The sequence below is a fragment of the Citrobacter sp. wls706 genome (genome assembly GCF_005281305.1).
Taxonomy (GTDB): Bacteria; Pseudomonadota; Gammaproteobacteria; order Enterobacterales; family Enterobacteriaceae; genus Citrobacter; species Citrobacter werkmanii.
Window position 1 is genome coordinate 521053 of record NZ_SZXG01000030.1, and the last position, 26733, is coordinate 547785.

The 26733-nt window shown below is 50.6% G+C and carries 25 protein-coding genes; 10 read left to right on the forward strand and 15 right to left on the reverse strand.

The genetic code is table 11. From position 1 onward, the window contains the following. Positions 1-8: 8 nt before the first annotated feature. From FDW92_RS10440 to FDW92_RS10465, 6 genes are all read left to right on the forward strand, one after another. The gene (locus tag FDW92_RS10440; protein WP_042308308.1) at positions 9-518 is read left to right on the forward strand and encodes a GNAT family N-acetyltransferase; all 510 of its coding nucleotides are present in this window, start codon (positions 9-11) and stop codon (positions 516-518) included. A 9-nt stretch (positions 519-527) separates the two neighbouring features. Further along, positions 528-1454, forward strand: coding sequence for an amino acid ABC transporter permease (locus FDW92_RS10445; RefSeq protein ID WP_042308309.1), 927 nt, complete (start codon positions 528-530; stop codon positions 1452-1454). Next, the gene (locus FDW92_RS10450; protein ID WP_042308310.1) at positions 1438-2211 is read left to right on the forward strand and encodes an amino acid ABC transporter ATP-binding protein; all 774 of its coding nucleotides are present in this window, start codon (positions 1438-1440) and stop codon (positions 2209-2211) included. The genes FDW92_RS10445 and FDW92_RS10450 overlap by 17 nt, the downstream gene beginning before the upstream one ends. Before the next feature lie 131 nt (positions 2212-2342). Further along, a complete protein-coding gene (locus FDW92_RS10455; protein ID WP_227255171.1) occupies positions 2343-2984 on the forward strand; it encodes a PAAR domain-containing protein in 642 nt (213 codons plus the stop codon). 2 nt (positions 2985-2986) lie between these two features. After that, the gene (locus tag FDW92_RS10460; protein ID WP_042308312.1) at positions 2987-4165 is read left to right on the forward strand and encodes a hypothetical protein; all 1179 of its coding nucleotides are present in this window, start codon (positions 2987-2989) and stop codon (positions 4163-4165) included. A 1-nt stretch (position 4166) separates the two neighbouring features. After that, on the forward strand, positions 4167-4562 hold the full coding sequence (locus FDW92_RS10465) for a hypothetical protein (RefSeq protein ID WP_042308313.1): 396 nt from the start codon (positions 4167-4169) through the stop codon (positions 4560-4562). A gap of 149 nt (positions 4563-4711) precedes the next feature. Here FDW92_RS10465 and FDW92_RS10470 read toward each other — a convergent pair whose 3' ends face one another. Then, the gene (locus FDW92_RS10470; RefSeq protein ID WP_042308314.1) at positions 4712-5701 is read right to left on the reverse strand and encodes a zinc-dependent alcohol dehydrogenase family protein; all 990 of its coding nucleotides are present in this window, start codon (positions 5699-5701) and stop codon (positions 4712-4714) included. A gap of 89 nt (positions 5702-5790) precedes the next feature. Next, positions 5791-6720, reverse strand: coding sequence for a LysR family transcriptional regulator (locus FDW92_RS10475; protein ID WP_042308315.1), 930 nt, complete (start codon positions 6718-6720; stop codon positions 5791-5793). Positions 6721-6832: 112 nt separating this feature from the next. Here FDW92_RS10475 and FDW92_RS10480 point away from each other — a divergent pair, with 112 nt between their 5' ends. Together FDW92_RS10480 and pptA are read left to right on the forward strand one after the other, a co-directional pair. Continuing rightward, positions 6833-7450 (forward strand): glutathione S-transferase family protein, encoded by a 618-nt coding sequence (locus FDW92_RS10480; RefSeq protein ID WP_042308317.1) that lies wholly within the window; start codon positions 6833-6835, stop codon positions 7448-7450. A gap of 39 nt (positions 7451-7489) precedes the next feature. Then, positions 7490-7717, forward strand: coding sequence for a tautomerase PptA (gene pptA, locus FDW92_RS10485; protein ID WP_042308319.1), 228 nt, complete (start codon positions 7490-7492; stop codon positions 7715-7717). A 38-nt stretch (positions 7718-7755) separates the two neighbouring features. Here pptA and FDW92_RS10490 read toward each other — a convergent pair whose 3' ends face one another. The 4 genes from FDW92_RS10490 to FDW92_RS10505 all read right to left on the reverse strand — a co-directional run bounded on the left by FDW92_RS10490 (position 7756) and on the right by FDW92_RS10505 (position 13485). Continuing rightward, a complete protein-coding gene (locus FDW92_RS10490; protein WP_042308321.1) occupies positions 7756-9732 on the reverse strand; it encodes an alkyl sulfatase dimerization domain-containing protein in 1977 nt (658 codons plus the stop codon). Positions 9733-9945: 213 nt separating this feature from the next. Continuing rightward, positions 9946-10518: a flavin reductase family protein gene (locus tag FDW92_RS10495; RefSeq protein WP_042308323.1), complete on the reverse strand. Its 573-nt coding sequence runs from the start codon at positions 10516-10518 to the stop codon at positions 9946-9948. Positions 10519-10586: 68 nt separating this feature from the next. Further along, positions 10587-11744 (reverse strand): anaerobic sulfatase maturase, encoded by a 1158-nt coding sequence (locus FDW92_RS10500; protein WP_042308325.1) that lies wholly within the window; start codon positions 11742-11744, stop codon positions 10587-10589. 61 nt (positions 11745-11805) lie between these two features. Beyond that, the gene (locus FDW92_RS10505) at positions 11806-13485 is read right to left on the reverse strand and encodes a sulfatase (RefSeq protein WP_042308326.1); all 1680 of its coding nucleotides are present in this window, start codon (positions 13483-13485) and stop codon (positions 11806-11808) included. 208 nt (positions 13486-13693) lie between these two features. On the opposite strand from FDW92_RS10505, the gene nhoA reads away from it, so the two are divergent. Further along, positions 13694-14539 (forward strand): N-hydroxyarylamine O-acetyltransferase, encoded by an 846-nt coding sequence (nhoA, locus tag FDW92_RS10510; protein ID WP_042308328.1) that lies wholly within the window; start codon positions 13694-13696, stop codon positions 14537-14539. A 59-nt stretch (positions 14540-14598) separates the two neighbouring features. Here the strand turns inward: nhoA and FDW92_RS10515 are convergent, their stop codons facing one another. The 7 genes from FDW92_RS10515 to FDW92_RS10545 all read right to left on the reverse strand — a co-directional run bounded on the left by FDW92_RS10515 (position 14599) and on the right by FDW92_RS10545 (position 24505). Then, positions 14599-15492: a PhzF family isomerase gene (locus tag FDW92_RS10515; RefSeq protein ID WP_042308329.1), complete on the reverse strand. Its 894-nt coding sequence runs from the start codon at positions 15490-15492 to the stop codon at positions 14599-14601. 97 nt (positions 15493-15589) lie between these two features. Further along, on the reverse strand, positions 15590-16270 hold the full coding sequence (gene narI, locus FDW92_RS10520; protein ID WP_038640663.1) for a respiratory nitrate reductase subunit gamma: 681 nt from the start codon (positions 16268-16270) through the stop codon (positions 15590-15592). Continuing rightward, a complete protein-coding gene (gene narW, locus FDW92_RS10525) occupies positions 16267-16962 on the reverse strand; it encodes a nitrate reductase molybdenum cofactor assembly chaperone (RefSeq protein ID WP_042308333.1) in 696 nt (231 codons plus the stop codon). The genes narI and narW overlap by 4 nt, the downstream gene beginning before the upstream one ends. Continuing rightward, a complete protein-coding gene (gene narH / locus FDW92_RS10530; RefSeq protein WP_042308334.1) occupies positions 16962-18506 on the reverse strand; it encodes a nitrate reductase subunit beta in 1545 nt (514 codons plus the stop codon). The genes narW and narH overlap by 1 nt, the downstream gene beginning before the upstream one ends. Next, the gene (locus FDW92_RS10535; protein WP_042308336.1) at positions 18503-22243 is read right to left on the reverse strand and encodes a nitrate reductase subunit alpha; all 3741 of its coding nucleotides are present in this window, start codon (positions 22241-22243) and stop codon (positions 18503-18505) included. Before FDW92_RS10535 ends, narH begins: the two co-directional genes overlap by 4 nt. An 86-nt stretch (positions 22244-22329) precedes the next feature. Beyond that, on the reverse strand, positions 22330-23715 hold the full coding sequence (locus tag FDW92_RS10540) for a NarK family nitrate/nitrite MFS transporter (protein ID WP_042308339.1): 1386 nt from the start codon (positions 23713-23715) through the stop codon (positions 22330-22332). A gap of 211 nt (positions 23716-23926) precedes the next feature. Next, positions 23927-24505 (reverse strand): TetR family transcriptional regulator, encoded by a 579-nt coding sequence (locus FDW92_RS10545; protein ID WP_042308341.1) that lies wholly within the window; start codon positions 24503-24505, stop codon positions 23927-23929. A 117-nt stretch (positions 24506-24622) separates the two neighbouring features. On the opposite strand from FDW92_RS10545, the gene FDW92_RS10550 reads away from it, so the two are divergent. Further along, on the forward strand, positions 24623-26110 hold the full coding sequence (locus tag FDW92_RS10550; protein ID WP_042308343.1) for an MFS transporter: 1488 nt from the start codon (positions 24623-24625) through the stop codon (positions 26108-26110). On the opposite strand, the gene FDW92_RS10555 is transcribed toward FDW92_RS10550, so the two are convergent. Together FDW92_RS10555 and FDW92_RS10560 are read right to left on the reverse strand one after the other, a co-directional pair. After that, complete coding sequence (locus tag FDW92_RS10555; protein ID WP_087856632.1) at positions 26111-26491, reverse strand: GFA family protein; 381 nt, start codon at positions 26489-26491, stop codon at positions 26111-26113. A 143-nt stretch (positions 26492-26634) separates the two neighbouring features. Beyond that, the coding region (locus FDW92_RS10560) for a porin (RefSeq protein ID WP_137400613.1) at positions 26635-26733 on the reverse strand (99 nt) is incomplete at its 5' end.

Here is a 26733-nt window from a genome sequence, read left to right on the forward strand (position 1 = left end):
AGGTCATCGTGAGCGATCAATTTCGCGTGGTCTCACCTGAAGCCAGCGAGCTGCAACCCATTTTGAACGGTCTGTTTGGTGAATATGCCGCCCGCTATGGCGATTATTTTTCTCGCGACGCAGAGGTGGAACTGACCGAATGGTATCTGGCGCCGCAGGGACTGTTTGTGGTCCTGGAGCGTGGCGGCGAGATTATCGCCACCGGAGCCTACAAACCTTACGACAAAGACACCGCCGAGATTAAGCGTATCTGGACGAAAAGCACGCTACGTCAGCAGGGACTGGCGGCGCGCGTGGTGCAGGAACTGGAGCGTCGGGCGCTGCTCGCGGGCTACAGCCGCATATATCTGACCACAGGATTTCGCCAGCCGGAGGCCGTCCGGCTGTATTTAAGTCAGGGCTACGATCCGCAATTTGATACGGCGCGGGATCCGGAAGAGTACAGCCAGCCGCCGTTTGATGGACGACTGCGCTTTACCAAACTGTTGACCATCGCCGGTCAGGCCAGAATTGCCTGAGGAGATAAAATGAAAACGACTGATAGCATTAAAGTCGTACCGGCGCGCTATCCTATGCGCACCGTGGGAGCGGTTGTTGCCTTGTTTGTCCTGGCGGTGATTATCCAGTCCGTGGCATTTAACCCGCGCTGGGAATGGGCCGTATTTGCCCGCTGGTTCTTTGATCCGGTTATCTTGTCCGGTCTCGGGCAAACATTGTTGCTGACGCTTATCGGTACGCTGTTGAGTATTATCATCGGCGGTCTGCTGGCGCTGGCGCGACTTTCATCTTCCTGGTTGCTGAACGGTCTGGCATGGGGATACATCTGGCTGTTTCGTTCATTACCGTTGATTGTGGTGCTAATCGTTCTGTACAACTTCTCCTATCTGTACGACACGTTGACGATTGGTATTCCATTTACTCCGCTTCAGTGGGGCAGTTTTGAGACCATCAATGTACTCGGCCAGTTTTCCACTGCGGTAGTCGGCCTGACGCTGGTGCAAAGCGCCTATACCGCTGAAATTATTCGTGGTGGATTTTTGGGCGTTGATCACGGTCAGTACGAGGCCGCTGCGGCGCTGGGCTTACCGGCATGGCGACGTACGCTGCGAATTATCCTGCCGCAGGCGCTGCGCACTATATTGCCTGCCGGGTTCAATGAAATCATCAGTCTGGCGAAAGGGACGGCGATGGTATACGTGCTGGCCATGCCTGAGTTGTTCTACACCATCCAGATGATCTACAACCGCACGCAGGAGGTGATCCCGCTGCTGATGGTCGGCGCGGTGTGGTATCTGGTAATTACCAGCGTCCTGTCGCTAATTCAGCACCTGGTCGAACGCGCGCTGGCACGTAGCGAACGACGTTCAGCGATCAATACCGCCCGGGTGAGTCGTGCAGCAAAACGCAGTCGTCAACGTCCACAGCAGGAGGCCGCCCATGTCCCACTCGCCTGAAGGCCATATTTCTATTACCGGCGTCAGCAAATACTTCGGCCGCCATAAAGCGTTGGATAACGTATCGCTGGAGATCCCGCCCGGTACGGTAACCGTTATTCTTGGCCCATCCGGTTCCGGGAAATCCACGCTTTTGCGGACAATCAACCATCTGGAGCGTGTGGATGAAGGGTTTATTCAAATTGATGGCGATTACATTGGTTATCGTCGGCAGGGAGATAAGCTGTATGAGCTGAAAGAGGCGGAAATTTTGCGCCAGCGCGTCAACGTCGGCTATGTGTTTCAGAACTTTAATCTATTCCCACACCTAACAGTGCTGGAGAATTTGATTGAAGCGCCCATTGCACACGGACTGGCATCGCGTAAAGCCGCCACCGAGCGGGCATTAACCCTGCTTGATGCGGTAGGGCTGCGTAATAAAGCCGATGCCTGGTCGCGTCACTTATCCGGCGGACAACAACAACGTATCGCCATTGCCCGTGCACTGGCATTAAATCCGCGCGTCATGCTGTTTGATGAACCCACGTCAGCGCTTGACCCCGAACTGGTGGGCGAAGTGCTGGATGTGATTAAAACGCTGGCGCAGTCGGGAACCACGCTGGTTGTGGTAACGCACGAGATTGGCTTCGCCCGGGAAGTGGCGGACCAAGTGGTGTTTATGGTCGATGGCAAAATTGTCGAGCAGGGCAGCAGCGAACAGGTGCTGAATCATCCACGCCACACGCGCACCCAGCAGTTTTTGTCGAAAGTGCTTTGAGTGCTGCGTCCAAAGAGTGAAATTATCAAGAAAATATGAACGTCCGTTAATCCTAAATTAGTCTTCCTTTTGAGTAACAATCTTAGTGACTAATTATCAAAAAATCACTTTATTATCAGGTGAATAATGACTTGGATCTGGAATATATCACCCTTAATGAAGTTGTGAGCAAGCATAGTAAAACTTTGCTTAAATCATGTGTTATGTATCATGCCATTGAGTATTACCACTTTTTAACTAAGGAATTGAAAATGGTAAGAGCACTGGCCTGTCTCGGCGATAAAACAAGTTATGGAAAAATTATTACTGCTTCTGCATCCTGGTATGATGGTGATAGAGCTATTGCCCAAACCGGTGACAGGGCAATTTGTCGGAAATGCAATGGACATATTCCAATTTTCGCTTCTGCAGTGGACTGGATGGAAAATGGTAAAGCATATGTAGCTACTGGCGACAGGGTGTTGTGTGGCTGCTCCAATCACTATGTTTTTGGTACAGCCACACAATATACCAGCAGTGTCGCGGGTACTTTAACCACCCGCGACACCAGTCAATTATCGATAATGATGCAGAACTCACAGGGTGTCAGCAGCAGAAACTGTATTCGTTTTAAGTGTGCAGATGATGACGGCAGACTGATGGTGGATTGCCGGTATCTTCTCATACTCCCGGACGGCCATACAGAAACGGGGAATACAGATAGCCAAGGGATGACAGAGTGGCATTATGCTGAATCCGCTGAAAATATTAACCTGCACATATTAATGGATTAATTATGGCTGTTTATCCGCTTAGCACCCGTATTCTCTCTAATGTTCCTGCAAACTCTTTATTATATGATCTATCTATTTATCGTATGAATGCTGACAGAAATAAATATTATCTGATAGATGTGAGACAGCAGAAATTTAAGGATAACTACCAAACTCAGACACATATGTCTGAAGATATAAATGAGCCTCTATCAACTATCTACATTATGGAAATGACGCTTTATCGTAAGACGATGCTGCATACTCACAGTGTTACTCCAAAGCCTTTCACAAAGATGTATACGCTTGCAGAATTTAGTACAGGTAAAGCATGGTCTGAGGCTAAACGTGAAAATCTCTGTTATTTTGAATCGGCAGGTACACCTAAACCTGAAAGTCAGTGCGGTGAAACGAAAATAATTACCATAACCCGCGAGGAGAGACCATTTATAGCAGAAGAATATCCCATTGGTAATTCCAGGGATCCTTTTGATAAAAAAATAGTAGAACGTCAAATAGAAGAAAGATTTAACGGATTTAATTTCCCTAATCAAATAGCTGCAAGTGTATGTGGACCTGCAGCATTTTTTTACTGCCTGCAAAAGGATCGCCCTGATGTGTATGCGCAAGCTGCCCGTGAACTTTGGCGATACGGAAAAACTAAAATAGGTAATTTAATCATTTCGCCAGGTAAAGGCTGTCGGCATCCTACAGGTGCATTTTACTATGATGACGGCAGACCGAAGATAGCCGGTACAGACTGGATGACACTTGCTGGACTCAGAGATTCAGAGAATACAATGCTGAGCTTTGATGCTCTTGATTCTCCAGTTGCTGGTATCACAATTTGGCAAATTTTGGCAGAATGGTTTGAAAAAGTCGGCTATAAAATGGTTTTCAGTAATGTCGGTATTACTCAGGCGGGTGTTCAGGGAATCAGAGATTTAAATAAATATATTGAGCAAGATTATAAAGTCGTAACATTGATAAATGATGGACTTCTTGTAAATAGTACAAATAAAACAACATTACCTACACACTGGGTTGTTTGGAATGGTTCAGTCATGCAAGATCCTAATGGATATATTAGTTTGGAATTGTTTTCTTGGGGAAAGAAAAAAAACTGGATAAAACAAAGCAAAGATTTGCAATTTTTTATCAACAGGTTTTTTGGAGGAATGGTTTTCAAATCATTGAAATAAAATGGGGAAATTTTTTTTGGTTCTGCCTTTATTTTTACTGTCTGCCTGTTCGTTGCAGGCAGAATTCACTCCAGAAGGGGAGGTACTTAATGATGCAACTGTTGGCATTCCCTATTATAACCAAATAAATATATTTGGTGGAGTAGTTCTTTCTTATGATCTTTATGGTAAACAAGTCGTTGCTGGAGATATTCATCCAGATAATTTAGGGCTTCACCTACAGTATTGTGATGATAATGAATTCAATAATTGTATCCAGATTAGAGGGACACCAACAAAAGCAGGCATAGCTAAAGTGCGAGTACATGGGGGCTTAGGTGGCGGAATGCTTTCAAAATCAGGAGAGTTCGATAAAACCTATACTATTACGGTCAAAGATTCAGAAGGATCTTCTTAAGATTGTTTGAGAGGCGCTCTCAGCATAGCTAAAAATAGCATTAACGTACAATATTAGGTGCTGAATCATCCACGCCACACGCGCACTCATCAGTTTTTGTCGAAAGTGCTTTGATACACATTGCGGCACAAGGCTGTGCCGCACAGGGGTTATACAGTGACGACGATTTTGCCTACCTGACCGTTGGCTTCCATGTATTGATGTGCCTTGACGATATCATCAAAGGCAAAGGTTTTATCAATCAGCGGTTTGAGCTGCCCGGACTGCAACCCTTCAAAGATAAACCGCTTCGCTCGCGAAAGTTTTTCTGCGTCCGAGGTGATCTCAAAAATTTCATAACCACGGAAAGTCAAATGGCGACCGAGGATCTCAATGACCGGTATAGAAAGGTCGCGTGCATCAAGCGAGCCATATTGGAAAAAGATCCCACCGGCTGGCATCACCTGGGCAATTTTTGCCACTCCCGGGCCTCCGACCGGGTCGAAGACCACTCGGGTTCCTTTGCTATCAGTAATCCGTTGAATCTCAGCCACCAGATCCTGCTCCTGGCTTGCAATAACCTCTGCTGCGCCCAGTTGCAGTAGCTGAGCTCGTTTCTCACTGGTCCGCGTCATCGCAATAGGCTTTGCGCCGAGCATATTAGCAATCTGAATTGCCGCCAGTCCGACGCTACTGGAAGCAGCATTGATCAGCACATTATCTCCAGGTTTAATATCCGCATATTCAACCAGTGCACCGAATGCGGTCACATACATCATCCAACTGGCGGCGGCTTCGGCAAAGCTGAGGTTTTGCGGATGTTTTACGACCGCGTGTGCCGGGGCATTAACGACTTCTCCATACATACCATATTGATGAAAGCTGAAAGCCGGGATGACGCTAACATCATCGCCAGGTGCAAACTCACGTACGTTGTCTCCTACGGATTCAACGACTCCGGCAGCTTCATAACCCAACCGTGCCGGGAAATTAGGTTGGTAAATATACTGGCCTGTGCGGTACATAATCTCCGCACGGTTGATACCAATAGCCCGTACGCGGATCTGAACCTCATTCGCACCAGGCGCGGGAACCTGCATGTCCTGAATCTTCAAGACGTCAGCACCACCAATTTGATTAAAAACTACGACCTTAGACATAGCAGACCTCAGTAAATTGTTCTGTATTGGGTCCGCACAATTTAACGATTCAGATGAGAGTGAAAAACCGCAGTTGCGGAACTTCACTATTACTGATTTTGTAATAATCCATGAAGCCGCAGTTTTTGTTGGCTAAAAAGTTCGCATAACCAGTCAATGAATACCCGCACCCGAGGGGCGAGATGACGTCTGTCCGGGTAAAGCACTGAAACCGGTTTTGATTCCCCGGCGTAATCGGCCAGTACCTCAACGAGCTGACCCGACTGGAGGTAGGGGGCCAGCACGGCATGCACACCGCGGATGATGCCGAGTCCCGATAAACAGCCGGTCAGCAATATATCGGAGTTATCAACGCTTATCCGTCCGGTGGGCGTGAATGATAAAATTTCACCTCCGCTGATGAAGGTCCACTCCAGCGCTTCGCGGTGACGCTCGCTGAAAAAGTTAAGTGCCTGGTGTCGGGATAAATCCTCTGGCGTCTGCGGTACGCCATGTTGTTGCAAATAATCCGGTGACGCACAGGTCACCATCTTTACTTCACCGAGTCGCCTGGATATCAGGGAAGAGTCTTGTAACTCGCCGATACGGATCATGCAGTCGATACCTTCGGCAAGCATATCGATTCTACGGTCGGTGGAGGTGAGCACCATCTCGATATCAGGATACCGCGACTGGAAATCTTTCAGCGCAGGAACTAACACGGAGTGCGCCAGCGACAGAGGGGCATTAACCCTGAGTTTTCCGCGTGGCGGGCGAGTTGGCGAGAAAGAGGCCATGATGTCATCAACGTCACTGAGCAGTATTTTTGTGCGTTGATAAAAAGCGTCACCTTCATCGGTCAGCGACACTTTACGGGTTGTGCGGTTAAGCAACTTGGCCCCCAGCTCGTCTTCAAGGTGCTGGATGGCTTTGGTCACTGCGGGGCGATGCAGGTGTAACACGTCTGCAGCTCTGGCAAATCCCCCTTGCTCAACAACTTGTATAAAAATGGACATGTATTCAAACATACTCGAACGCATCGCTTATTATCTCCCGGTATCCGATCATTGTTATTATGGGAGTAATAATCATGTCTGCATAGGTTGTTGAATGCTGCTCTACACTTAGGGTTTTAACGTTGAGGGTTGCAGCATGATTAAGGTCTATGGGGTGCCGGGCTGGGGATCGGCCATCAGTGAAGTGATGCTCGCACTGGCGGAGATCCCTTACAGTTTTATTAATGTCGACGGCTTTGATAGCGATGGTCCTTCGCGGGAACTGCTTAAGACAATGAATCCGCTATGCCAGGTGCCCACACTGGTACTGGAAAATGGCGAAGTCATGACGGAAACGGCGGCGATCGCCTTGATGATCCTCGATCGTTGTCCCGAGCTTTCGCCCTCCGTTGGCCGCAGCGAACGGCAACAGTTCCAGCGTCTGTTGATATGGCTGGTGGCAAATGTCTATCCCACGTTTACCTATGCCGATTATCCTGAACGCTGGGTGCCGGATGCTCCGGCGCAGTTGAAAAAAAATTGTATTGAGTACCGAAAATCTCTCTATATGTGGTTGAATAACCAGCTAAGCGCCGAGCCGTACGCGCTCGGAGAGCAGTTAACCTTGCTGGACGTTTATATTTGTGTAATGCGTAGCTGGGGGCCGGGACATGACTGGTTCCAGGACAATACGCCGAATATTAGCGCCATCGCCGATGCGGTTTGTCAGCATCCGAGGCTACGTACTGTGCTGAAAAACAATAAGATTATTTGAGAAAACACACTTTCTGACCAAAACAATAAGGAACCTGCTATGCCACACGTTGATATTAAATGTTTTCCCCGCGATCTGAGCGACGAGCAAAAATCCGCACTGGCGGCGGATATTACCGAAGTCATTATTCGTCATTTGCAAAGCAAAGACAGCTCGGTAAGCGTGGCGCTGACTGAAGTTGAGCCAGAGGCGTGGCAGGGCTTGTGGGATGCGGAGATTAAGCCGCAGATGGCAACGTTAATTAAAAAACCTGGCTACAGCATGTGAAATAAAACGGGCGAATTTTCCGCCCGTTTTCAACAGGTTTACGGTGTAACGATGTTAAACCAGAATTCGAACTTATCCATATAGCCTAACATAGCGTCAAGTTTCGCGCCGTCGCCGGTTATCTTCACGTCACCGCTGTCTTGCGCCTGTTTCAGCGTCACTTCCTTAAGAATGATTTTATTGAGCGTGTCGCGATTCAGCGTGATCGTGGCGTCAGCATCTTTTGCCTCGGCATTGGCGCTATGGTTTAGCACGCCATTTTCCAGCTCAAGCTTGTATTTACCGCCGTCGCTGCCAAGGTCGATGTTAAACACCGATTTGGCATCACCCGCTTTCTGCCCGTTAATATGTACCGCCAGATAGTCGAAGAACATTTCCGGCGTCATGGCGCGTACGGTATCCGGGCTGGCGGTGTTCGGGGTTGGGCCTTTAACCACACCATTACGCAGCTCTTGCGCACCGGTCAGGTAGAAGTTGCGCCACGGGCCGGATTCAGCCTGGTATCCTAGCTGTTCCAGCGCATCAGCTTCCAGATTGCGCGCGGCCTGGTTATTGGGATCGGCAAACACCACTTTGCTCACCACCTGAGCCACCCAGCGATAGTTACCCTGGTCATAGTCGGCTTTTGCTTTCTGCAGAATGGCATCCGCTCCACCCATATAGTCGACGAATTTCTTCGCGGCTTCTTCCGGCGGCAGTTCATCCAGCGTTGCCGGGTTGCCATCAAACCAGCCGAGATAGAGCACATAGGTCGCTTTCACATCATGACTGACGGAACCATAGTAGCCGCGGTTAGCCCAGGTATGCGCCAGCGAGTCCGGCAGTTTAAAGTTCGCGGCGATTTCATCGCGGGTCAGACCTTCGTTAGCCATGCGCAGCGTCTGGTCGTTAATGTAACGATACAGATCCCGCTGACTTTTCAGCAGGTTCACGACTTTGTCATTACCCCAGGTTGGCCAGTGGTGCTGCGCCATCAGGATTTCTGCTTTATCTCCCCAGCGTACAATCGCTTCGTTGATGTATTTGGACCAGGGCAACGGCTCACGAATTTTGGCCCCGCGCAGGGAGTAGGTGTTGTGCAGGGTGTGAGTGACGTCTTCAGCAGACTCAATCAGTTTCTTCTCTTCGATGTACCACAGCATTTCCGAAGGCGCTTCGGAGCCCGGGGCCAGCATGAAGTCATAGGTCAGGCCATCAATGACCTCTTTTTGCCCGTCTTTCTCAATAATATTGGTTGGCGCAATCAGGGTGACGGTTCCAGCGGAGGTTGTGGTTCCCAGTCCGGCACCAACCTGACCTTTGGCATCAGGTTTTAGTAGATTGCCGTACATATAGCTCGCGCGACGGCTCATAACGTTGCCGGCCATGATATTCTCAGCCACCGCCGCCTCCATAAAGCCGGCAGGTGCATAAATCTTCACTTTGCCCGCTTTAACATCTGCTTCGTCAACAACGCCGCGTACGCCGCCGTAATGATCAACGTGGCTGTGTGTATAAATCACCGCGACAACGGGTTTTTGACCGCGGTTTTTAAAGTAAAGATCCATCCCGACTTTGGCCGTTTCTGCTGATACCAGCGGGTCAACAACGGTGACGCCTTCTGTACCTTCAATGATCGTCATGTTGGACAGATCGAGGTTACGGATCTGATAAACGCCTTCCGTCACTTCAAACAGTCCGCTGATGTTGATCAACTGGGACTGACGCCACAGGCTCGGGTTTACCGTATCCGGGGCTTTATCACCTTCTTTAATGAACGCATATTGTTGCGGATTCCAGATGACATTTCCTTGCTCACCTTTGATCACATCCTGAGGAATAGGGGCGATGAAGCCTTTATGAGCATCGGTAAAGTTGGTGTTATCGGAGAAGGGCAGTTGGTTGTAGAGCGCATTGTTCGCTTGTTGCGTGGAAGCGGTTGCGTCTTTTGGCGCTTCAGCGGCAATCAGGGGAGCAGAGGCAGAGGTGAGTAACCCGGCAAGGATAAAACTTTGTGCGATTCTATTCAGTTGCATCGTAAAACCTCTCTGACACTTTATAAGTACAGTTGGGGAATGCTGCTTTGACTGATTGGGGTTGGAAGAGATATTTGAGTTAGAGCAAGATTAACTATAATTCACGCAAATGATTCAGCAAGGAAGGACAGCGATTCATCCGACTGGTTTTTCAGAAGTTTTAAGAACACGGTGAAGGATGGAAAGCATGAGTTGCCATCCGTTAGCAGACAATTATTCACATGCGGTAATGCGTCTTCCGCTGGAGACAAACGTTCCGCCCCCAAGATGATGAAATGTAGTGAGCTGGTCATCATCAAACTGCCATCGTCCTTCCACGAAGGCTCTCTCATCAGCGGCCGCCGAGACCACTTCCCCAAACAGGGTGTCATACTTTTCCTGCGCCGCCGTTGCAGGCAGTAGACGGCATTCCATCCATGCCAGGCATTTTGCTTCTATGAGCGGTAACCCCAGCACTGGTCCTTGCACCACAGGAATGCCGTAGCAGTTGAATTTATCTTCCACACGGCCGGAAACGCTGCCAACGGCCCAGGTCCAGTTGGCGGCGGCAACTCCCGGAATAACGATGCCAAACATGCCGCTGCGTTCAATTAGCTCACGTGACCAGGCTGTCTTGTCGACAACAATCGCGATACGCGGTGGTTCAAACCCAACGGGCATCGACCATGCTGCAGCCATCACGTTCCGCCGCTCTGTATGATCGTCTCGACTGGTGATTAAAATGGTCGGGCCGTGATTTAGCAGTCGACTGGCATGTTTTAGTTCGAGAGGACGAAAATGGCTCATAGCGATACCCTTTGCTGTGCGATTGGGGGCGCTTGCATTGCGACAACGCTCCCATTAGCAAAACTTTATCATTTGTTAATGGCTATTTTGTCATTAATCGACATGATGTAGTCCAGAGGTACATCATGCCGGGCAAGTTCTACAAACGCATTAAGATAAGGCACCATATTGGCGAACATTATTTGATAGCCCTGGCAAAACCAGGAAATTCTGGCACCTGTGCCGGGGGTTATTCTGTGTTTCGGGCAACCACCATTGCATAACGGCTTGTAGATACAGTGTAGACATTCATTTGCCAGAAGCTGTTTTTGCGTGGTTAATTGTGTGCTCTCCAGTAAAGATAACTCTGCGTTTGCTATATTTCCCAGCTTAAACTCGGGCCAGACAAAGTGGTCACATTCATAGATGTCGCCGTTGGATTCCAGCACAAAGTTGTTCCGGCATGCTTCCTGGAAGATACAGCTGGTGTGCCCATTGCCGAGCACTCGACTAAGGGTACTTTCAAACTGACGAATAAAGACCTTGCCAACGTCTTCTTTTACCCATTCATTAAAAATAGCCGACATGAAATGCCCGTAATCCGCAGGGGGTACCGTGAAATCAATCAGATGGAAAGTATCTTTCGATAAGTCAAAATGGATATTGGGTTCGCTGGTCTCAAGCAGTTCAATAAATTGCATATGTTGACTGCCAATCGATTTCAAAAAACGATAAACATCAAGGGGATGATGAACATTGTGGTTGTTCACGACAGTTAACGTATTGAATTGGATATCATGTTTTTTCAACAAGTTAATTGCTGACATGACTTTATCAAATGTCCCTTTACCAGAGCGGTTCGTACGATAACGATCATGTAATGTCTGCGGACCATCAATAGAAATGCCAACCAAAAAATCATGTTGTTTGAGGAACTGACACCACTCATCATTAAGCAAAATACCGTTGGTCTGTAGGGCATTATGTATTTTTTTGTGGCCCGCAAACTGCTGCTGGTAAGCGACTGCCGCCTGGAAGAAGTCGAGACCCGCCAGGGTTGGTTCACCGCCTTGCCAGGTAAAATAGACTTCTTTTTCACCCGAGTTGATGTAAGCCTCAATGAAATTTTTCAACGTGTGATCGGTCATCTGAGGCTGATGAGAAAACTGTTCTGCTTTATCCAAATAGAAACAGTACTCACACTTGAGATTACATTGATAACTGGTTGGTTTGGCAGTGATATGCATAATTTTTCTCTGAAAATTAAGACGGCAAGGGTACCCTGCCGTCGTGAGAACAAGCGGATGATTATTGTTCGCTATTTAGGGCATTTTTGATGTTGTTGAATTTTTCTTGATTAACCTGGCTCAAAGGTGGTTTGCTTTCCTTGATAAAATTCTTCACAACACTCTGCATTTTTTTGACCACATCAGGATGCTGAACGGCCAGATTATCTTTCTGCTGTAAATCGTTTAGCTTATACAGGCCCAGTTGCTTATTTTCGAAGGTGTAAACCAGAGAATAGTCATTACTACGCACTGTGTATGAGAATTGACTCAAATCTTCAGTATTAGGGTTGTTGGGATAATCATTGGATTCTTTACGAACATATTTATGGTAGTTATCCCAGAAAGGGATATTTTTCTCATCAAACCAATGGGAATAGGAAGTGACCCAGGTCAGATAATCATGTGGTGAACCGCTGTTATTTTTTGTCAGATAAGGCAGTAGCGATGTACCATCAAGTTTCAAATTTTGCGGGATGGTTATTTTCGCAGCGTCCAGAACGGTGGGGTAGAAATCCATCGCTGAGATAAGTTTGCCATAGTTGCCAGTATGCAGTTTCCCTTTCCACCACATAAACATTGGCGTGTGTGTTCCTCCAGGATAAGTTTGGCTCTTATATCCTTTTTGATCGCCATTCAGCGGGAGTGGTCCATCAATAACAGCACCGTTATCTGAAGTGAAGAGAATAATGGTGTTATCGTACTGTCCTGTTTCTTTAAGTTTTTCCAGCACCCGTTTCACGCCCTGGTCGACGGAATAAACAGCGGCATAAAAATTATCTGCTGTCTGACTGCCGGTATTGAACATTTTCTGATACTGCTCTGGCGCCGGGTTATCATTGGGTAGATGCGGCGCATTGTAAGCCAGATACAACATGAAAGGTTGATCTAACGTTTTGGCTCTGTCGATAGTCGCAATGGCTTCATCGGTCAGCTGATCGCTAATATAGCCTTTGGGCTGAATATGTTCACGATTACGGAAAAGAGAGGGGGAGTTATAATACGCCACACCCGCCGCATGGAATCCCATAAAGTAATTAAAGCCACGGTTTTGTGGTTGCCATTCCTCAGCTGAATATGTTGTATAATTATCGTGATAATCGCGAGTTTGTTTATCTTCAGCAACCGGCACATTGCTAATTTTCGACAAGTGCCATTTGCCAATTGCGGCGGTATAGTAACCGTGATTTTGAAACAATTCCGGCAGGAATGTTTCACTCAATGGAATACCATCTTGCGCATCAGTATTTGAATATACGCCAAAACGTGCAGGTGAACGACCGGTCATAATAGCCGCACGAGATGGACCAGACACGCCGTGTGCGACATATCCATTCGTAAAGCGAACGCCTTCATCCATTAATGAGAGTAATGTTGGCGTCGAGTTTTTCGCCGCTTCGATCGCTTTATCAATACCAATTTTATAGGTGTCGACGACCTCACGGTTTTCCATCGATTTGGGGTTAAATGAACGTTGATCAAACGGTAACTGTCCGTATCCCAGATCGTCCATAGTCAGAATAATAACGTTAGGCTTTCCTTTGGTACTGTATTCAGTAGGCGTAAAATCAGAAAATGCGACATTCGTTTTAGTTGCTTTCAGTTTCACGTTATCCGCATAGGCAGGAGATGCCAGTATACCTGAAGCCAGTATTGCGGAAACGGAGGCCGCAACCGCGCCCTTGCGTGACAAAAGTCTCATAAATCTCAATTCCATATGTTTTATAGGGATTGTTATTTTGCTGTAGAAAATAAGATGAAAAAATGAATCAGCTCACAAAATAGCCTGCGTGTAAAAATAAGACCCGATAGTGAGTCATTAAGCTAAAACCGAGCTAAATAAATTGCTTCATCGGGAATGACACTATACTGTCGCCATCAAAGTGCAGAAACTAACTCACAGGATCCGTATGACGCCTTTTTTAAACGCTTATTTTGCCCGTATTGGCTGGTCAGGTTCGGCTAACGCCAACATTGAAACCCTGCGAGCGCTGCATTTACTGCACAACAGCGCCATTCCTTTTGAAAATCTCGATGTGCTGCTGCCACGCGAAATGCAACTCGACGACGCATCGCTGGAAGAGAAGCTGGTGACGGCGCGTCGCGGCGGTTATTGTTTTGAGCAAAATGGGTTATTTGAGCGGGCGCTCCGCGAAATCGGTTTTACCGTCCGCAGTTTACTTGGACGTGTGGTGCTGGCAAATCCGTCAAGCCTACCGCCACGCACGCATCGTCTGCTGCTGGTTGAGCTACAGGGAGAACAGTGGATCGCTGACGTCGGATTTGGTGGGCAAACGCTGACCGCACCGATTCGTCTGCAGGCAGATGTTTCACAGCACACACCACACGGGGAGTATCGTCTGATTCAGGACGGTGAAGACTGGATTTTGCAGTTCCGTCATCACGAACACTGGCAATCAATGTACCGTTTTGACCTGGTTATGCAGCATCAGAGCGATTATCTGATGGGCAACTTCTGGTCGGCGCATTGGCCGCAGTCGCATTTTCGTCATCATCTGCTGATGTGTCGTCATCTGCCAGGCGGCGGTAAATTTACGTTAACCAATTTTCATTTTACCCATTATCAGGATGGCCATGCGGTAGAGCAGATTAATCTGCCCGACGTCGCCAGCCTGTACGCCTTATTGCAGGCGCGGTTTGGATTGGGCGTTGATGATGTGAAGCATGGATTTACTGAAGCAGAATTGGCGACGGTAATGGCGGCGTTTGATACGCACCCGGAAGCGGGGAAATAACGCCATCGGGAATAGTGCCGGATGCGGCGTAATCGTCTTATCCGGCCCACAGGAATAGATTAAAAATCTATTGCCCACTCAGCATGAAACAGGATCACCGCCGAACCGGTAATGGTGACTTTTTCCGGCTGGTTATCACGAATAGCGACCGTCACATCAACTATACCATCACGACCCAGCGCGCGGCCCTGATGCCCCTGAACACGTAACGTTTTGCCATCATGCGCCATCAGCCGGTGGTGAACCAGCCACGCGCCCATCGGCCCGTTGGCATTGCCCGTGACTGGATCTTCCACAATACCAATTGCGGGAGAAAACATGCGTCCATCGGTGGCGTTTTCGCCCTTTCGGATTTGAAAAGGGAAGAAACCGTTACAGCCAATTTGTTGGCTGATTGTCGCCAGCGCCTGCAAATCTGGTGAAAGGGCGTCCAGGTCTACCTCAGGCTTTAGCGGAATCATCACTTTCGAATGGCCGGTGGTGGCAACCTGGATCGGCAGCCCTGGCAGCATATCGTCTTCGCTCAGATGCAGCGCGCGGATAATTGCAGTACGAACAGCGCCTTCCAGCGGAGGCTCAAATCCAGGTATTCCTTGCTCAAGGCTAATACGATAGTCATCCCCGATGGCTTCGATATCCACCCGATGACGTCCGGCCAGCGAGGTTTGCCAGACGGTAGTGTTGCCCAGCCCCAGCACATTGGCCCGCACATAGTGCGCCGCGACGGTAGCATGTCCACAGATGGGGACTTCGACCGTCGGTGTGAAATAGCGGATGTGTACATCGCTATCGTTGCTGGTCAGCAGGAATGCGGTTTCCGAATGACGCAGCTCGCGGGCAATCAGCTGCATCTGCGCTTCGCTCAGTCCGTCAGCATGCAGCACCACTCCCGCTGAATTGCCGCGAAAGGGGACCGAGGTAAAGGCATCGACGTGGTAAACCTGTGGTTTCATTAGCGTTCTCCCTGGAATGGAGAAGCATCATAGCGTACAAAAAGCGGGATAGCGATGCAGACCTGGTGGCGCTTAGGCCACCAGGCATCAGAGGCAATTAGCGGCGCGAGCGCACAATTTGATAGCGGCGGGTGAAGTACTCAAACGGCGCACTCCACACGTGGACCAGACGTGTGAACGGAAACAGTAAGAATATCGTCATGCCTAACACCAGATGAGCACGGAATATCGGCGCCACGCCATCCAGATGCGCAGATGCGCCGCCCTGGAAGGTCACCACCGACTGCGCCCAACCGACCAGTTTCAGCATTTCACTGCCGTCAGGATGTTGTGCGGAGAACGGAATAGTGGTTAAACCGAGAATGCATTGAACCAGCAGAATGCACAGGATCAGAATATCGGCGGTGGATGATGTTGCGCGAATGCGTGGATTAGTCAGACGGCGCACCAGCAAACCCGCGCCCCCAACCAGCGTTAACACGCCGCAGACACCGCCGAGAATCATTGCCATTTGCTGTTTCACCGCAATCGGCAGGAACCAGGCGTACATCCAGTGCGGTGTCAGCATACCAAACAGGTGACCGAAAAAAATCCCCAGAATGCCGATATGGAACAAGTTTGACCATAACACCATGCCGCGTTTGTCCAGCATTTGACTGGAAGAGGCGCGCCAGGTGTATTGCCCGTAGTCGTAACGCAACCAACTGCCGAGAATAAACACCGTGCCGCACAGATACGGGTAGATATCGTAAAAGAAGACGTTCAGATACTGTATCATTTCGGACCTCCCGCGCTGACGTCGACGTACTGCGGCGCCACGTCCTGGCTAAAGCGTCGTTGATAGTTTTGTAACGGTGAACTGTCACAAGCGGTGGCGTTATCCTCGATAAACTTCACCTGTTCCTCTTCCCAGACTGCATCCAGCGCCTGACGGGTATCGTCACGTGTTTCTGCGGCAACCTGTTTGGTGACACTGTCACTTGAAAGAGGGCTTCCGGCAAGCAGCAGCAGGGCGTCAAACAGTTGATACCACGGCGTATCGCGCTGTTTTAAGCGCCCGCCCAGCAAAGCCAGAATCGGGGCAACGTTCTGCAGTCCTTCTTTGGCCTGGTCCTCCGGCAGCACGCTTAAATACTCCAGATACAACGGTAGATGATCCGGCAGCTCGCGGCAGTTAAGCTGGAGCCCGACCTTTTCATACTGCGCCAGCAGATCAACCATCGCCTGGCCGCGGTCACGTGACTCGGCATGGACATGTTCGAATAGCAACAGTGAGGTGGCGCGCCCCCGATCAAACACCTCACACCATTCGGCTTGCTTATCCAGTAATGGGGCATTGAGTAGTCCCCGGCTAAATTCGGTAAGCATTGGGGCATCGCTGGACACCAGCGCCAGCGCGTCGTCTTTACACTCCCACAGCAACTCGTCCGGATATTCCAGCAGCAGTCCGATAATCTTCAGAATTTGCATTATTCACCCTCCGCTTTATCGCGCACTTCGGTGATGTCGATGGCATCAATACGGCTGCTGTTAAACAGGTTGAATTTGGTATCCGAACCGTGACAGCCGTCGCCAAAGGTGAAACCACAACCGTTTTTCTCCGGGAAAGCGTCGCGCGCCATTTCACGGTGGCTGGTCGGGATCACGAAGCGGTCTTCATAGTTGGCGATAGCCAGATAGCGATACATCTCCTCGACTTGTTCAACCGTAAGACCGACTTCCTCAATGGCGCGGGTATCCGTCACGCCTTCGACGGTTTGTGAGCGCATATAGTGTCGCATCGCCATCATACGTTTCAACGCGCGCAATACCGGACCGGTATCGCCAGCACTGAGCATGTTGGCGAGGTACTGTACCGGGATACGTAGTGATTCCACCGCCGGCAAAATGTTGCCATTGTGCGGTAGGCCACCGGCATCAGCCACCGACTGAATCGGTGACAACGGCGGCACATACCAGACCATTGGCAGGGTGCGATACTCAGGGTGTAACGGCAGCGCCAGCTTCCAGTCCATTGCCATTTTGTAGACCGGCGAACGTTGGGCGGCGTCGATAACATTCTGCGGAATGCCTTGTTTTAACGCCTCTTCGATAACTGCCGGATCGTGCGGATTGAGGAACACATCGCACTGACGTTCATACAGATCGGTCTCATGCTCGGTGCTGGCCGCTTCCTCAATGCGGTCGGCGTCGTACAGCAATACGCCGAGATAGCGGATGCGCCCGACGCAGGTTTCCGAACATACCGTCGGCTGGCCGGATTCAATACGCGGGTAGCAGAAAATGCACTTCTCTGACTTACCGCTCTTCCAGTTAAAATAGATTTTCTTGTACGGACAGCCGCTGATGCACAAGCGCCAACCGCGGCATTTGTCCTGGTCGATCAGCACAATGCCGTCTTCTTCACGCTTATAGATGGCACCGCTCGGGCAGGTAGCGACACAGCTTGGGTTCAGGCAGTGTTCACAAAGTCGCGGCAAATACATCATGAAGGTGTTTTCGAACTGACCGTACATCTCCTTCTGCATTTTCTCGAAGTTACGGTCACGGGCGCGTTTTGAGAATTCGCCGCCGAGCAGTTCTTCCCAGTTGGGGCCCCAGATAATCTTGTCCATCCGTTTGCCGTCAATCAACGAACGTGGACGCGCAGTGGGCTGGTTTTTGCTTTCCGGTGCGCTATGCAGATGTTGGTAATCATAGGTAAACGGTTCATAGTAATCATCGATTTGCGGGATCACCGGGTTGGCGAAAATTTTGGTAATCACCCCCATCTTGCCGCCCAGACGCGGTCTTATCTTGCCGTTAACATCGCGAACCCAGCCGCCTTGCCACTCCTCCTGATCTTCCCAATTTTTCGGATAACCAATCCCTGGTTTGGTCTCGACGTTGTTAAACCATGCATATTCCATCCCTTCGCGCCCGGTCCAGACGTTTTTACAGGTGACGGAGCAGGTGTGGCAGCCGATACACTTGTCCAGATTAAGAACCATTCCTACCTGTGAGCGTATTTTCATTTTTTCGCCTCCTGTACCTGATCGCGACCTTCATCATCCAGCCAGTTAATATTTTTCATTTTTCTAATCATGATGAACTCATCGCGGTTAGAGCCGACCGTGCCGTAATAGTTAAAGCTGTACGCCAACTGCGCATAGCCGCCGATCATATGCGTCGGTTTTGGGCAGACGCGGGTGACCGAGTTATGGATCCCGCCACGCATCCCGGTGACTTCCGAGCCGGGAATGTTCATGATTCGTTCCTGAGCGTGATACATCATGGTCATTCCCGGTGGCACGCGCTGACTCACCACTGCACGCGCGGTGAGCGCGCCATTGGCGTTAAAGGCTTCAATCCAGTCGTTATCTTCAATACCCAACTCTTTGGCATCGGTCTCGCTGATCCAGACAATCGGTCCGCCGCGCGACAGCGTCAGCATCAGCAGGTTTTCGCTGTAGGTAGAGTGGATGCCCCATTTCTGATGCGGCGTCAGGAAGTTGAGCGCTTTTTCCGGGAAACCGTTTGGTGGAACTTCACGCATTTCGCTGACGCTGCGGGTATCAATTGGCGGACGGTAGGCCACCAGGCTTTCACCAAATGCACGCATCCACGCGTGATCCTGATACAACTGCTGGCGACCGGACAGGGTACGCCATGGGATCAGCTCGTGGACGTTGGTATAGCCTGCGTTATAGGAGACATGTTCGCTTTCAAGGCCGGACCAGGTAGGGCTGGAGATAATTTTGCGCGGCTGCGCCTGAATATCGCGAAAACGGATCTTCTCATCTTCTTTGTTCAACGCCAGATGCGTATGGTCGCGTCCGGTCATCGCCCCCAGCGCTTCCCAGGCTTTGACCGCCACCTGACCATTGGTTTCCGGCGCCAGGGCGAGGATCACCTCCGACGCATCCAGTGCGGTGTCAATCAGCGGTCGGCCTTTTGCCGGGCCTTCGCGCTTGGTGTAGTTCAGCTTGCCGAGGAAATCGACTTCCGCCTGGGTATTCCAGGAGATACCTTTGCCACCGTTTCCGAGTTTGTCCATTAGCGGGCCGAGCGAGGTAAAACGTTCGTAGGTGGCAGGGTAGTCACGCTCCACGACGGCGATATTAGGCGCGGTTTTTCCTGGAACAAGATCGCATTCGCCTTTGCGCCAGTCGAGGATGTCAAACGGCTGCGCCAGTTCTGCCGGTGAGTCGTGTTGCAGCGGTTGCAGGACGATGTCTGTTTCTTGCCCAAGGTGCCCGACACAGACCTCTGAGAACACTTTGGCGATGCCTTTATAAATTTCCCAGTCGCTCTTCGATTCCCACGCCGGATCGACCGCCGCTGACAGCGGGTGAATAAACGGATGCATATCCGAGGTGTTCATATCGTCTTTTTCATACCAGGTCGCGGTCGGCAGAACGATATCGGAGAACAGACAGGTGCTCGACATACGGAAATCGAGCGTGACCAGCAGATCAAGCTTGCCTTCAATCGCCGCGGACTGCCATTCCACCTCTTCAGGTTTAATACCCTCGCTTGAACCGAGCGCTTCTCCCTGGATCCCGCTTTCGGTACCCAGTAAATACTTGAGCATGTATTCATGCCCTTTACCGGAGGAGCCGAGCAGGTTAGAGCGCCAGACAAAAAGGTTTCGCGGATGGTTGTGGCCGCTGTCCGGCTGTTCGCAGGCAAAACGAATATCACCCGATTTCAGCGCTTGTGCGGTGTATTCCACAGGAGACAAGCCAGCCAGCTCAGCCTTCGCTTTCACGGTCAATGGGTTGAGGTTAAGCTGCGGGGCGGACGGCAGCCAGCCCATTCTTTCGGCGCGTACGTTAAAGTCGATTAAATGTCCGCTAAATTTCGACGTGTCGGCCAGCGGAGAGAGGAGTTCCTGAGCGGTGAGTTTTTCATAACGCCACTGGCTGGAGTGGTTGTAGAAAAATGAAGTGCTGTTCATCTGACGCGGCGGACGGTTCCAGTCCAACGCAAAGGCCAGCGGTAACCAACCGGTTTGCGGACGCAGTTTCTCTTGGCCCACATAGTGCGCCCAGCCTCCGCCGCTTTGTCCCACGCAACCACAGAACACCAGAATGTTAATCATCCCACGGTAGTTCATATCCATGTGATACCAGTGGTTGACGCCAGCCCCGAGAATGATCATCGAACGGCCATGCGTTTTATGCGCCGTATCGGCAAACTCGCGGGCGATTTGTTCGATATGTCGGCGTGGCACGCCGGTAATTTGCTCGCCCCAGGCCGGAGTGTAGGCTTTCACTTCGCTGTAATCTTGTGCGCTATGAACGTCATCCAGACCACGATCGAGGCCATAATTCGCCAGCACCAGATCATAAACGCTCACCACCGGGCAACGGCTGCCATCGGCGAGGGTGAGACGTTTTACCGGAAGTTGCCGTACCAGCACAGGTTCTTGTTTGACGCTGCGAAAATGAGGGTTTTCGTTGCCGCCAAAGTAGGGGAATGCTACCCCAGCCACTTCATCATGCTGACCCAGCAACGAGAGGGAAAGTTCTGTTTCTGCCCCAGCGGCCAACGACTCGAGGTTCCATTTGCCTGTTTCACCCCAGCGAAAGCCGATGGAGCCGTTCGGCACGACCAGCTCACCTTCACTGTTAAAGGCCACGGTTTTCCACTCGGGATTGTTGCTTTCGCCGAGACCATCGACAAGGTCTGAGGCGCGCATCATACGTCCGGGCACGTAGCTGCCATCTTCCCGGGTATCCAGTAAAACCAGCATCGGCATGTCGGTATAGCGGCGACAGTAATTGAGGAAATAATCGCTGGGATTGTCGAGGTGGAACTCTTTCAGGATGACGTGGCCCATCGCCATCGCCAGCGCGCTGTCGGTCCCTTGCTTAGGTGCCAGCCACTGATCGCACAGTTTGGCGACTTCCGAGTAGTCGGGCGTAATGGCAATCGTCTTGGTGCCTTTGTAGCGCACTTCAGTAAAAAAGTGCGCGTCCGGGGTACGGGTCTGCGGCACGTTAGATCCCCAGGCGATGATATAACTGGAGTTATACCAGTCGGCGGATTCAGGAACATCAGTCTGCTCGCCCCAGGTCATCGGTGACGCAGGCGGTAAGTCGCAATACCAGTCATAAAAACTCAGGCAGGTGCCGCCAAGAAGGGAAAGATAACGCGTGCCTGCGGCATAGGAGACCATCGACATCGCAGGGATTGGGGAGAAGCCGGCCACGCGATCCGGGCCGTAGGTCTTCACCGTCCAGACGTTGGCGGCAGCAATCAGCTGATTAAGTTCTTTCCAGTTGGAACGGATGAAACCACCGCGACCGCGTACCTGCTTGTAGCTCTGGCATTTTTGCGGGTCGTTCATAATCAATTCCCAGGCCAGCACCGGGTCGGACTGGCGGGTCAGGGCGTCGCGCCACAGTTCGATCAAGCGTTTACGCACTAACGGATATTTCAGGCGGTTGGCGCTGTAAAGATACCAGGAGTAGCTGGCGCCGCGCGGACAGCCGCGGGGTTCATGGTTAGGCAGGTCAGGTCGGGTACGCGGGTAGTCAGTTTGCTGTGTTTCCCAGGTTACCAGTCCGTTTTTGACGTAGATTTTCCAGCTACATGAGCCGGTACAGTTCACGCCGTGGGTAGAACGCACAATTTTATCGAACTGCCAGCGTTGGCGATAACTGTCTTCCCAGTCCCGGTTGGTGTGCATCACTTGCCCATGCCCCTCGGCAAACGTATCGCCCTTTTGTTTAAAGTAGCGAAAGCGATCTAACAGTTTACTCATGACATAACTCCTGCTTCGATAATATTGCCGACGGTGAATCGCACACCAGGCCTGCCTGAATGTCCGATCCTGCGGTATCCATTTCGTTATTTTTTTTGTGATTTACGGCCATAGACCAGCCAGGTCACCAGCACACAGACGATGTAAAACACCAAAAATATTTTCATAGCCCCCACCGGAGAGCCGGTAAGCGCCAGGGATGAACCAAACGCTTTAGGGATGAAGAAGCCCCCCACAGCGCCAATGGCAGAGATGAATCCAAGCGCTGCGGCGGTGTCGGTTACCGCTTCACGCTGAGCCTGTTCCTCTGTGCCACCGCGCAGTTTCACCCGGTAAATCGTGATTTTGCGAAAGATCACCGCAATCATCTGGAAGGTCGACCCGCTTCCCAGACCCGCGGTCAGGAACAGCCCCATAAACACCAGATAGAAGGCGACAAAGTTTCCTTCACCTGAGCCCGGCAGAGTAAGAAACAGCAGGGCGCTGAACAGTGCCATAAAGATGAAGTTAATTAACGTGACGCGTACACCGCCGAACTTGTCAGAGATAACGCCGCCCGCCGATCGCGCAAGCGCGCCGATGAAGGGGCCGAAGAATGCCAGTTGCAGAATATTCACGTCAGGAAATTGGGTTTTCGCCAGCATGGCAAAACCAGCCGAAAAGCCGATAAATGACCCGAAAGTCGCGAGATACAGCAGGCTTAACAGCCACAAGTGAAAACGCTTGAGGACCGGTAGCTGGGAAGCAATAGAAGCCTTCGAACTGGCAATATCATTCATTCCCATGCCTGCCGCCAGGGTGGCTATCAGCAGAAGTGGAACCCAAATCCATGCGGCATTGGCCAGCGACAGTAATGAGCCGTCAGCTTGCGGTACGCTCTGGATACCCAAAAAGGTAAATATGGGCAGAAAAATCACCAGCGGCGCGATTAGCTGCATCACGCTGACGCCGAGGTTGCCAAGGCCGCCGTTAACCCCCAACGCACTGCCTTGCTTTGCTTTGGGGAAGAAAAAGCTGATGTTGCCCATGCTGGAGGCAAAGTTAGCGCCAGCAAAACCGCACATCAGCGCAATAATAATAAATACTCCAAACGGAGTAGCGGTATTTTGCACGGCAAATCCCAGCCAGACGCAGGGAATAACCAGAATAATCGTGCTAAAAATGGTCCAACGGCGACCGCCAAATATAGGTACCATAAAGGAGTAGGGGACGCGCAATATTGCCCCAGAAAGGGAGGGTAATGCCGTTAATAAAAACAGTTGATCGGTGGTGAAATTAAAACCAATTTTATTCAGATTGACGGCTACGGCGCTAAACAGCATCCAGACGCAGAAGGCAAGTAAAAGGCAACTTACTGATATCCAAAGATTTCTACGGGCAATGTGCTTGCCTTTATTTTCCCAAAAGGCGGGGTTTTCTGGTTTCCAGTCAGTCAAAAGATAACGATTATTTTTCTCATTTGATGATGACATATTATTCTCCATGCACATGCCGTTCATGAAAAAGAAATAAACGCATACAGGCCGCGCGGCTTCTTTTTAGAAACTATTGAAAGGTTTTGGGAATATTGACTGAAAGAATAGATAAAAAAGTGCAATAACGCGGGATGAGGGGAGAATTACATGTTGGTTAAGTGTTACTAATTGTAAACTTAAAAGAGGTATTGTTTATTCATCTATAACATCAACTAAATAACTCCAGCGTAATCATACGATCCAGGTGGCGATCGAAAGCAGGATCGGCCATTTCCTCGATGCCCAACATATACATACCATCCAGGCCGCACACCAGTGCGATTAAACGCCATGCGACGTCGGCGGCATCTGGGGTGGATGAAAACTCACCGGCTTTCTGTCCCTGAATGATGATATTGGCCGTTTCCTCATGCCACATCCGCATGGTTAGCAGATAGGCGCTTTTGATTTCTGGATCTTTACCGGCTACAACCTGCGCTTCACGCCACAGCTTAATATAGGGTTCGAAGCCGCCATCTTCACTGCCCAGCATGGCATGCAGTCGCTCACGGAAGCTGGCATCCTCACTGACCAGTTCCGCATCAAGCAGGGTACGGATCAGGCGCACAAAAGCCTGAGACTTGAGTTCACCGGCAGAGGTAAAGTGATGATGCACCTGGCCCGTCGCCACGTGGGCTTCCGCCGCTATACGTCGTACGGTCATGGCAGTAAACCCTTCTTCCAGCGCAACGCGCATTGCCGCTTGCAGAATCACTTCCCGACGTTCATCCCGATTCAGATAGCTCATCATTCCTCCTGTATCTCAATAGCACGCAGTCTAACAAAAAGTTGGACATATGTTCAATTTTCCGTAGGATCGCTAAAGCTGGACATGTGTCCAGTTTTGGTTTCGTTAGGGAGTTTTATGTTTCGTCAGTGGTTAACGTTAGTCATTATTGTACTGGTCTACATCCCTGTTGCGATTGATGCAACGGTGCTGCACGTTGCCGCGCCCACGCTGAGTATGACGCTGGGTGCCAGTGGTAACGAGCTGCTGTGGATTATTGATATTTATTCCCTGGTAATGGCCGGCATGGTGTTGCCAATGGGGGCATTGGGCGATCGCATCGGTTTTAAACGTCTGCTGCTGTTGGGCGGGGGCTTATTTGGTCTGGCATCGCTGGCCGCCGCTTTTGCCCACAGCGCCGGTTGGCTGATTGCCACGCGGGCGGTATTGGCGATCGGGGCGGCGATGATTGTTCCGGCTACGCTGGCGGGTATTCGTGCCACCTTTGCCGAGCAGCGTCATCGCAATATGGCGCTCGGCGTCTGGGCCGCCGTTGGGTCCGGCGGCGCGGCGTTTGGGCCATTAGTGGGCGGCATACTGCTGGAGCACTTCTATTGGGGATCCGTGTTCTTAATCAATGTGCCTATTGTTGTGGTGGTAATGGCATTGACGGCTCGTTTCGTGCCGCGCCAGGCTGGACGTCGCGATCAATCGTTAAATTTCGGTCATGCGATAATGCTGATTGTCGCTATTCTGCTGCTGGTCTATAGCGCCAAAACCGCACTGAAAGGTCATATGGCGACCACTGCCATCGTGCTGACATTGTTAGCCGGAGCATTGCTGTTGGGGCAGTTTGTCCGTATCCAGCTAGCGGCTTCCCGGCCAATGATTGATATGCGGCTGTTCACGCATCGCATTATCTTAAGCGGCGTAGTAATGGCGATGACCGCGATGATTACGCTGGTTGGTTTCGAATTGCTAATGGCTCAGGAGCTCCAGTTTGTCCACGGTTTGACGCCGTATCAGGCTGGTCTGTTTATGCTGCCGGTGATGCTGGCAAGCGGTTTCAGTGGACCCATTGCCGGCATGTTGGTGTCACGTCTGGGGTTACGTTGTGTGGCAACGGCGGGTATGGCGCTCAGCGCCGTCAGTTTTTACGGTCTGGCGATGACGGATTTCAGTACGCAGCAAATACAAGCGTGGATATTGATGGCCTTGCTCGGATTCAGTGCGGCAAGTGCGCTTTTGGCCTCAACTGCGGCAATCATGGCAGCAGCACCGGCAGAAAAAGCGGCAGCGGCTGGCGCCATTGAGACGATGGCTTATGAACTTGGCGCCGGGCTTGGCATCGCTATCTTTGGCTTACTGTTGAGCCGTAGCTTTTCTGCCTCAATTCTGCCGCCAGCCGGACTCAATCCGCAGGAGATAGAGCGCGCCTCATCATCAATGGGTGAAGCGGTACAACTGGCGCATTCGCTCCCGTCGTCGCTGAGTGAGGCATTGCTGGCGGCTGCCAGAGAAGCCTTTACCTGGTCACATAGCGTGGCCTTAAGCAGCGCTGGCAGTATGCTTATCGTATTAGCGATAGGGATGTGGTTCAGTCTGGCAAAGATACAGCGTCAATAACTAGTGGGCTAAATGACAGGGGTAATCCATCTCTTCGACTTCTTTTCCACTCAAGCGAGCGTATTGCCCCGTCAGTCTCCAGAATGCAGGTTGAGTTTCCGTATAGATCTCTGCCGCTAACACCAGGCGGCGGCGATCTACCTCGTTAAGTTCCAGTAGCGTCCACGGCACAAAATAGCGTTCGCTACCCGTCAGGGTAAACCACAGCGGGCACCCACAGCCTGAACAGAAGAAACGTTCACCACGATTTGAAGAAGGAAAGTGCGAGGGTTGGGCTGAATCCGGCGACATCTGCGGATGAGCGCTGGCCTCCAGATACATAGCGATGCCACCCGACCATTTCTGACACAACGTACAGTGGCAGGCATAGACATCCAGCATTTCGACGTCAACGGTAAAATGACTCTGTCCGCAAAGACAACGACCAGTGAACGTCTGCACGGCATACTCCTTATGACCGAGTCTACATCAAGAGAAAAAGCCAGCCCTGAAAGGACTGGCTTTGTATTCAAACTACAACAAAATTAGAACTGGTAGTTCAGACCAACAGCCACGATGTTGTCAGTTGAAACTTTTGCTGCATTGGTGAAGTTATTGTCATCCAGCAGGTTGATTTTGTAATC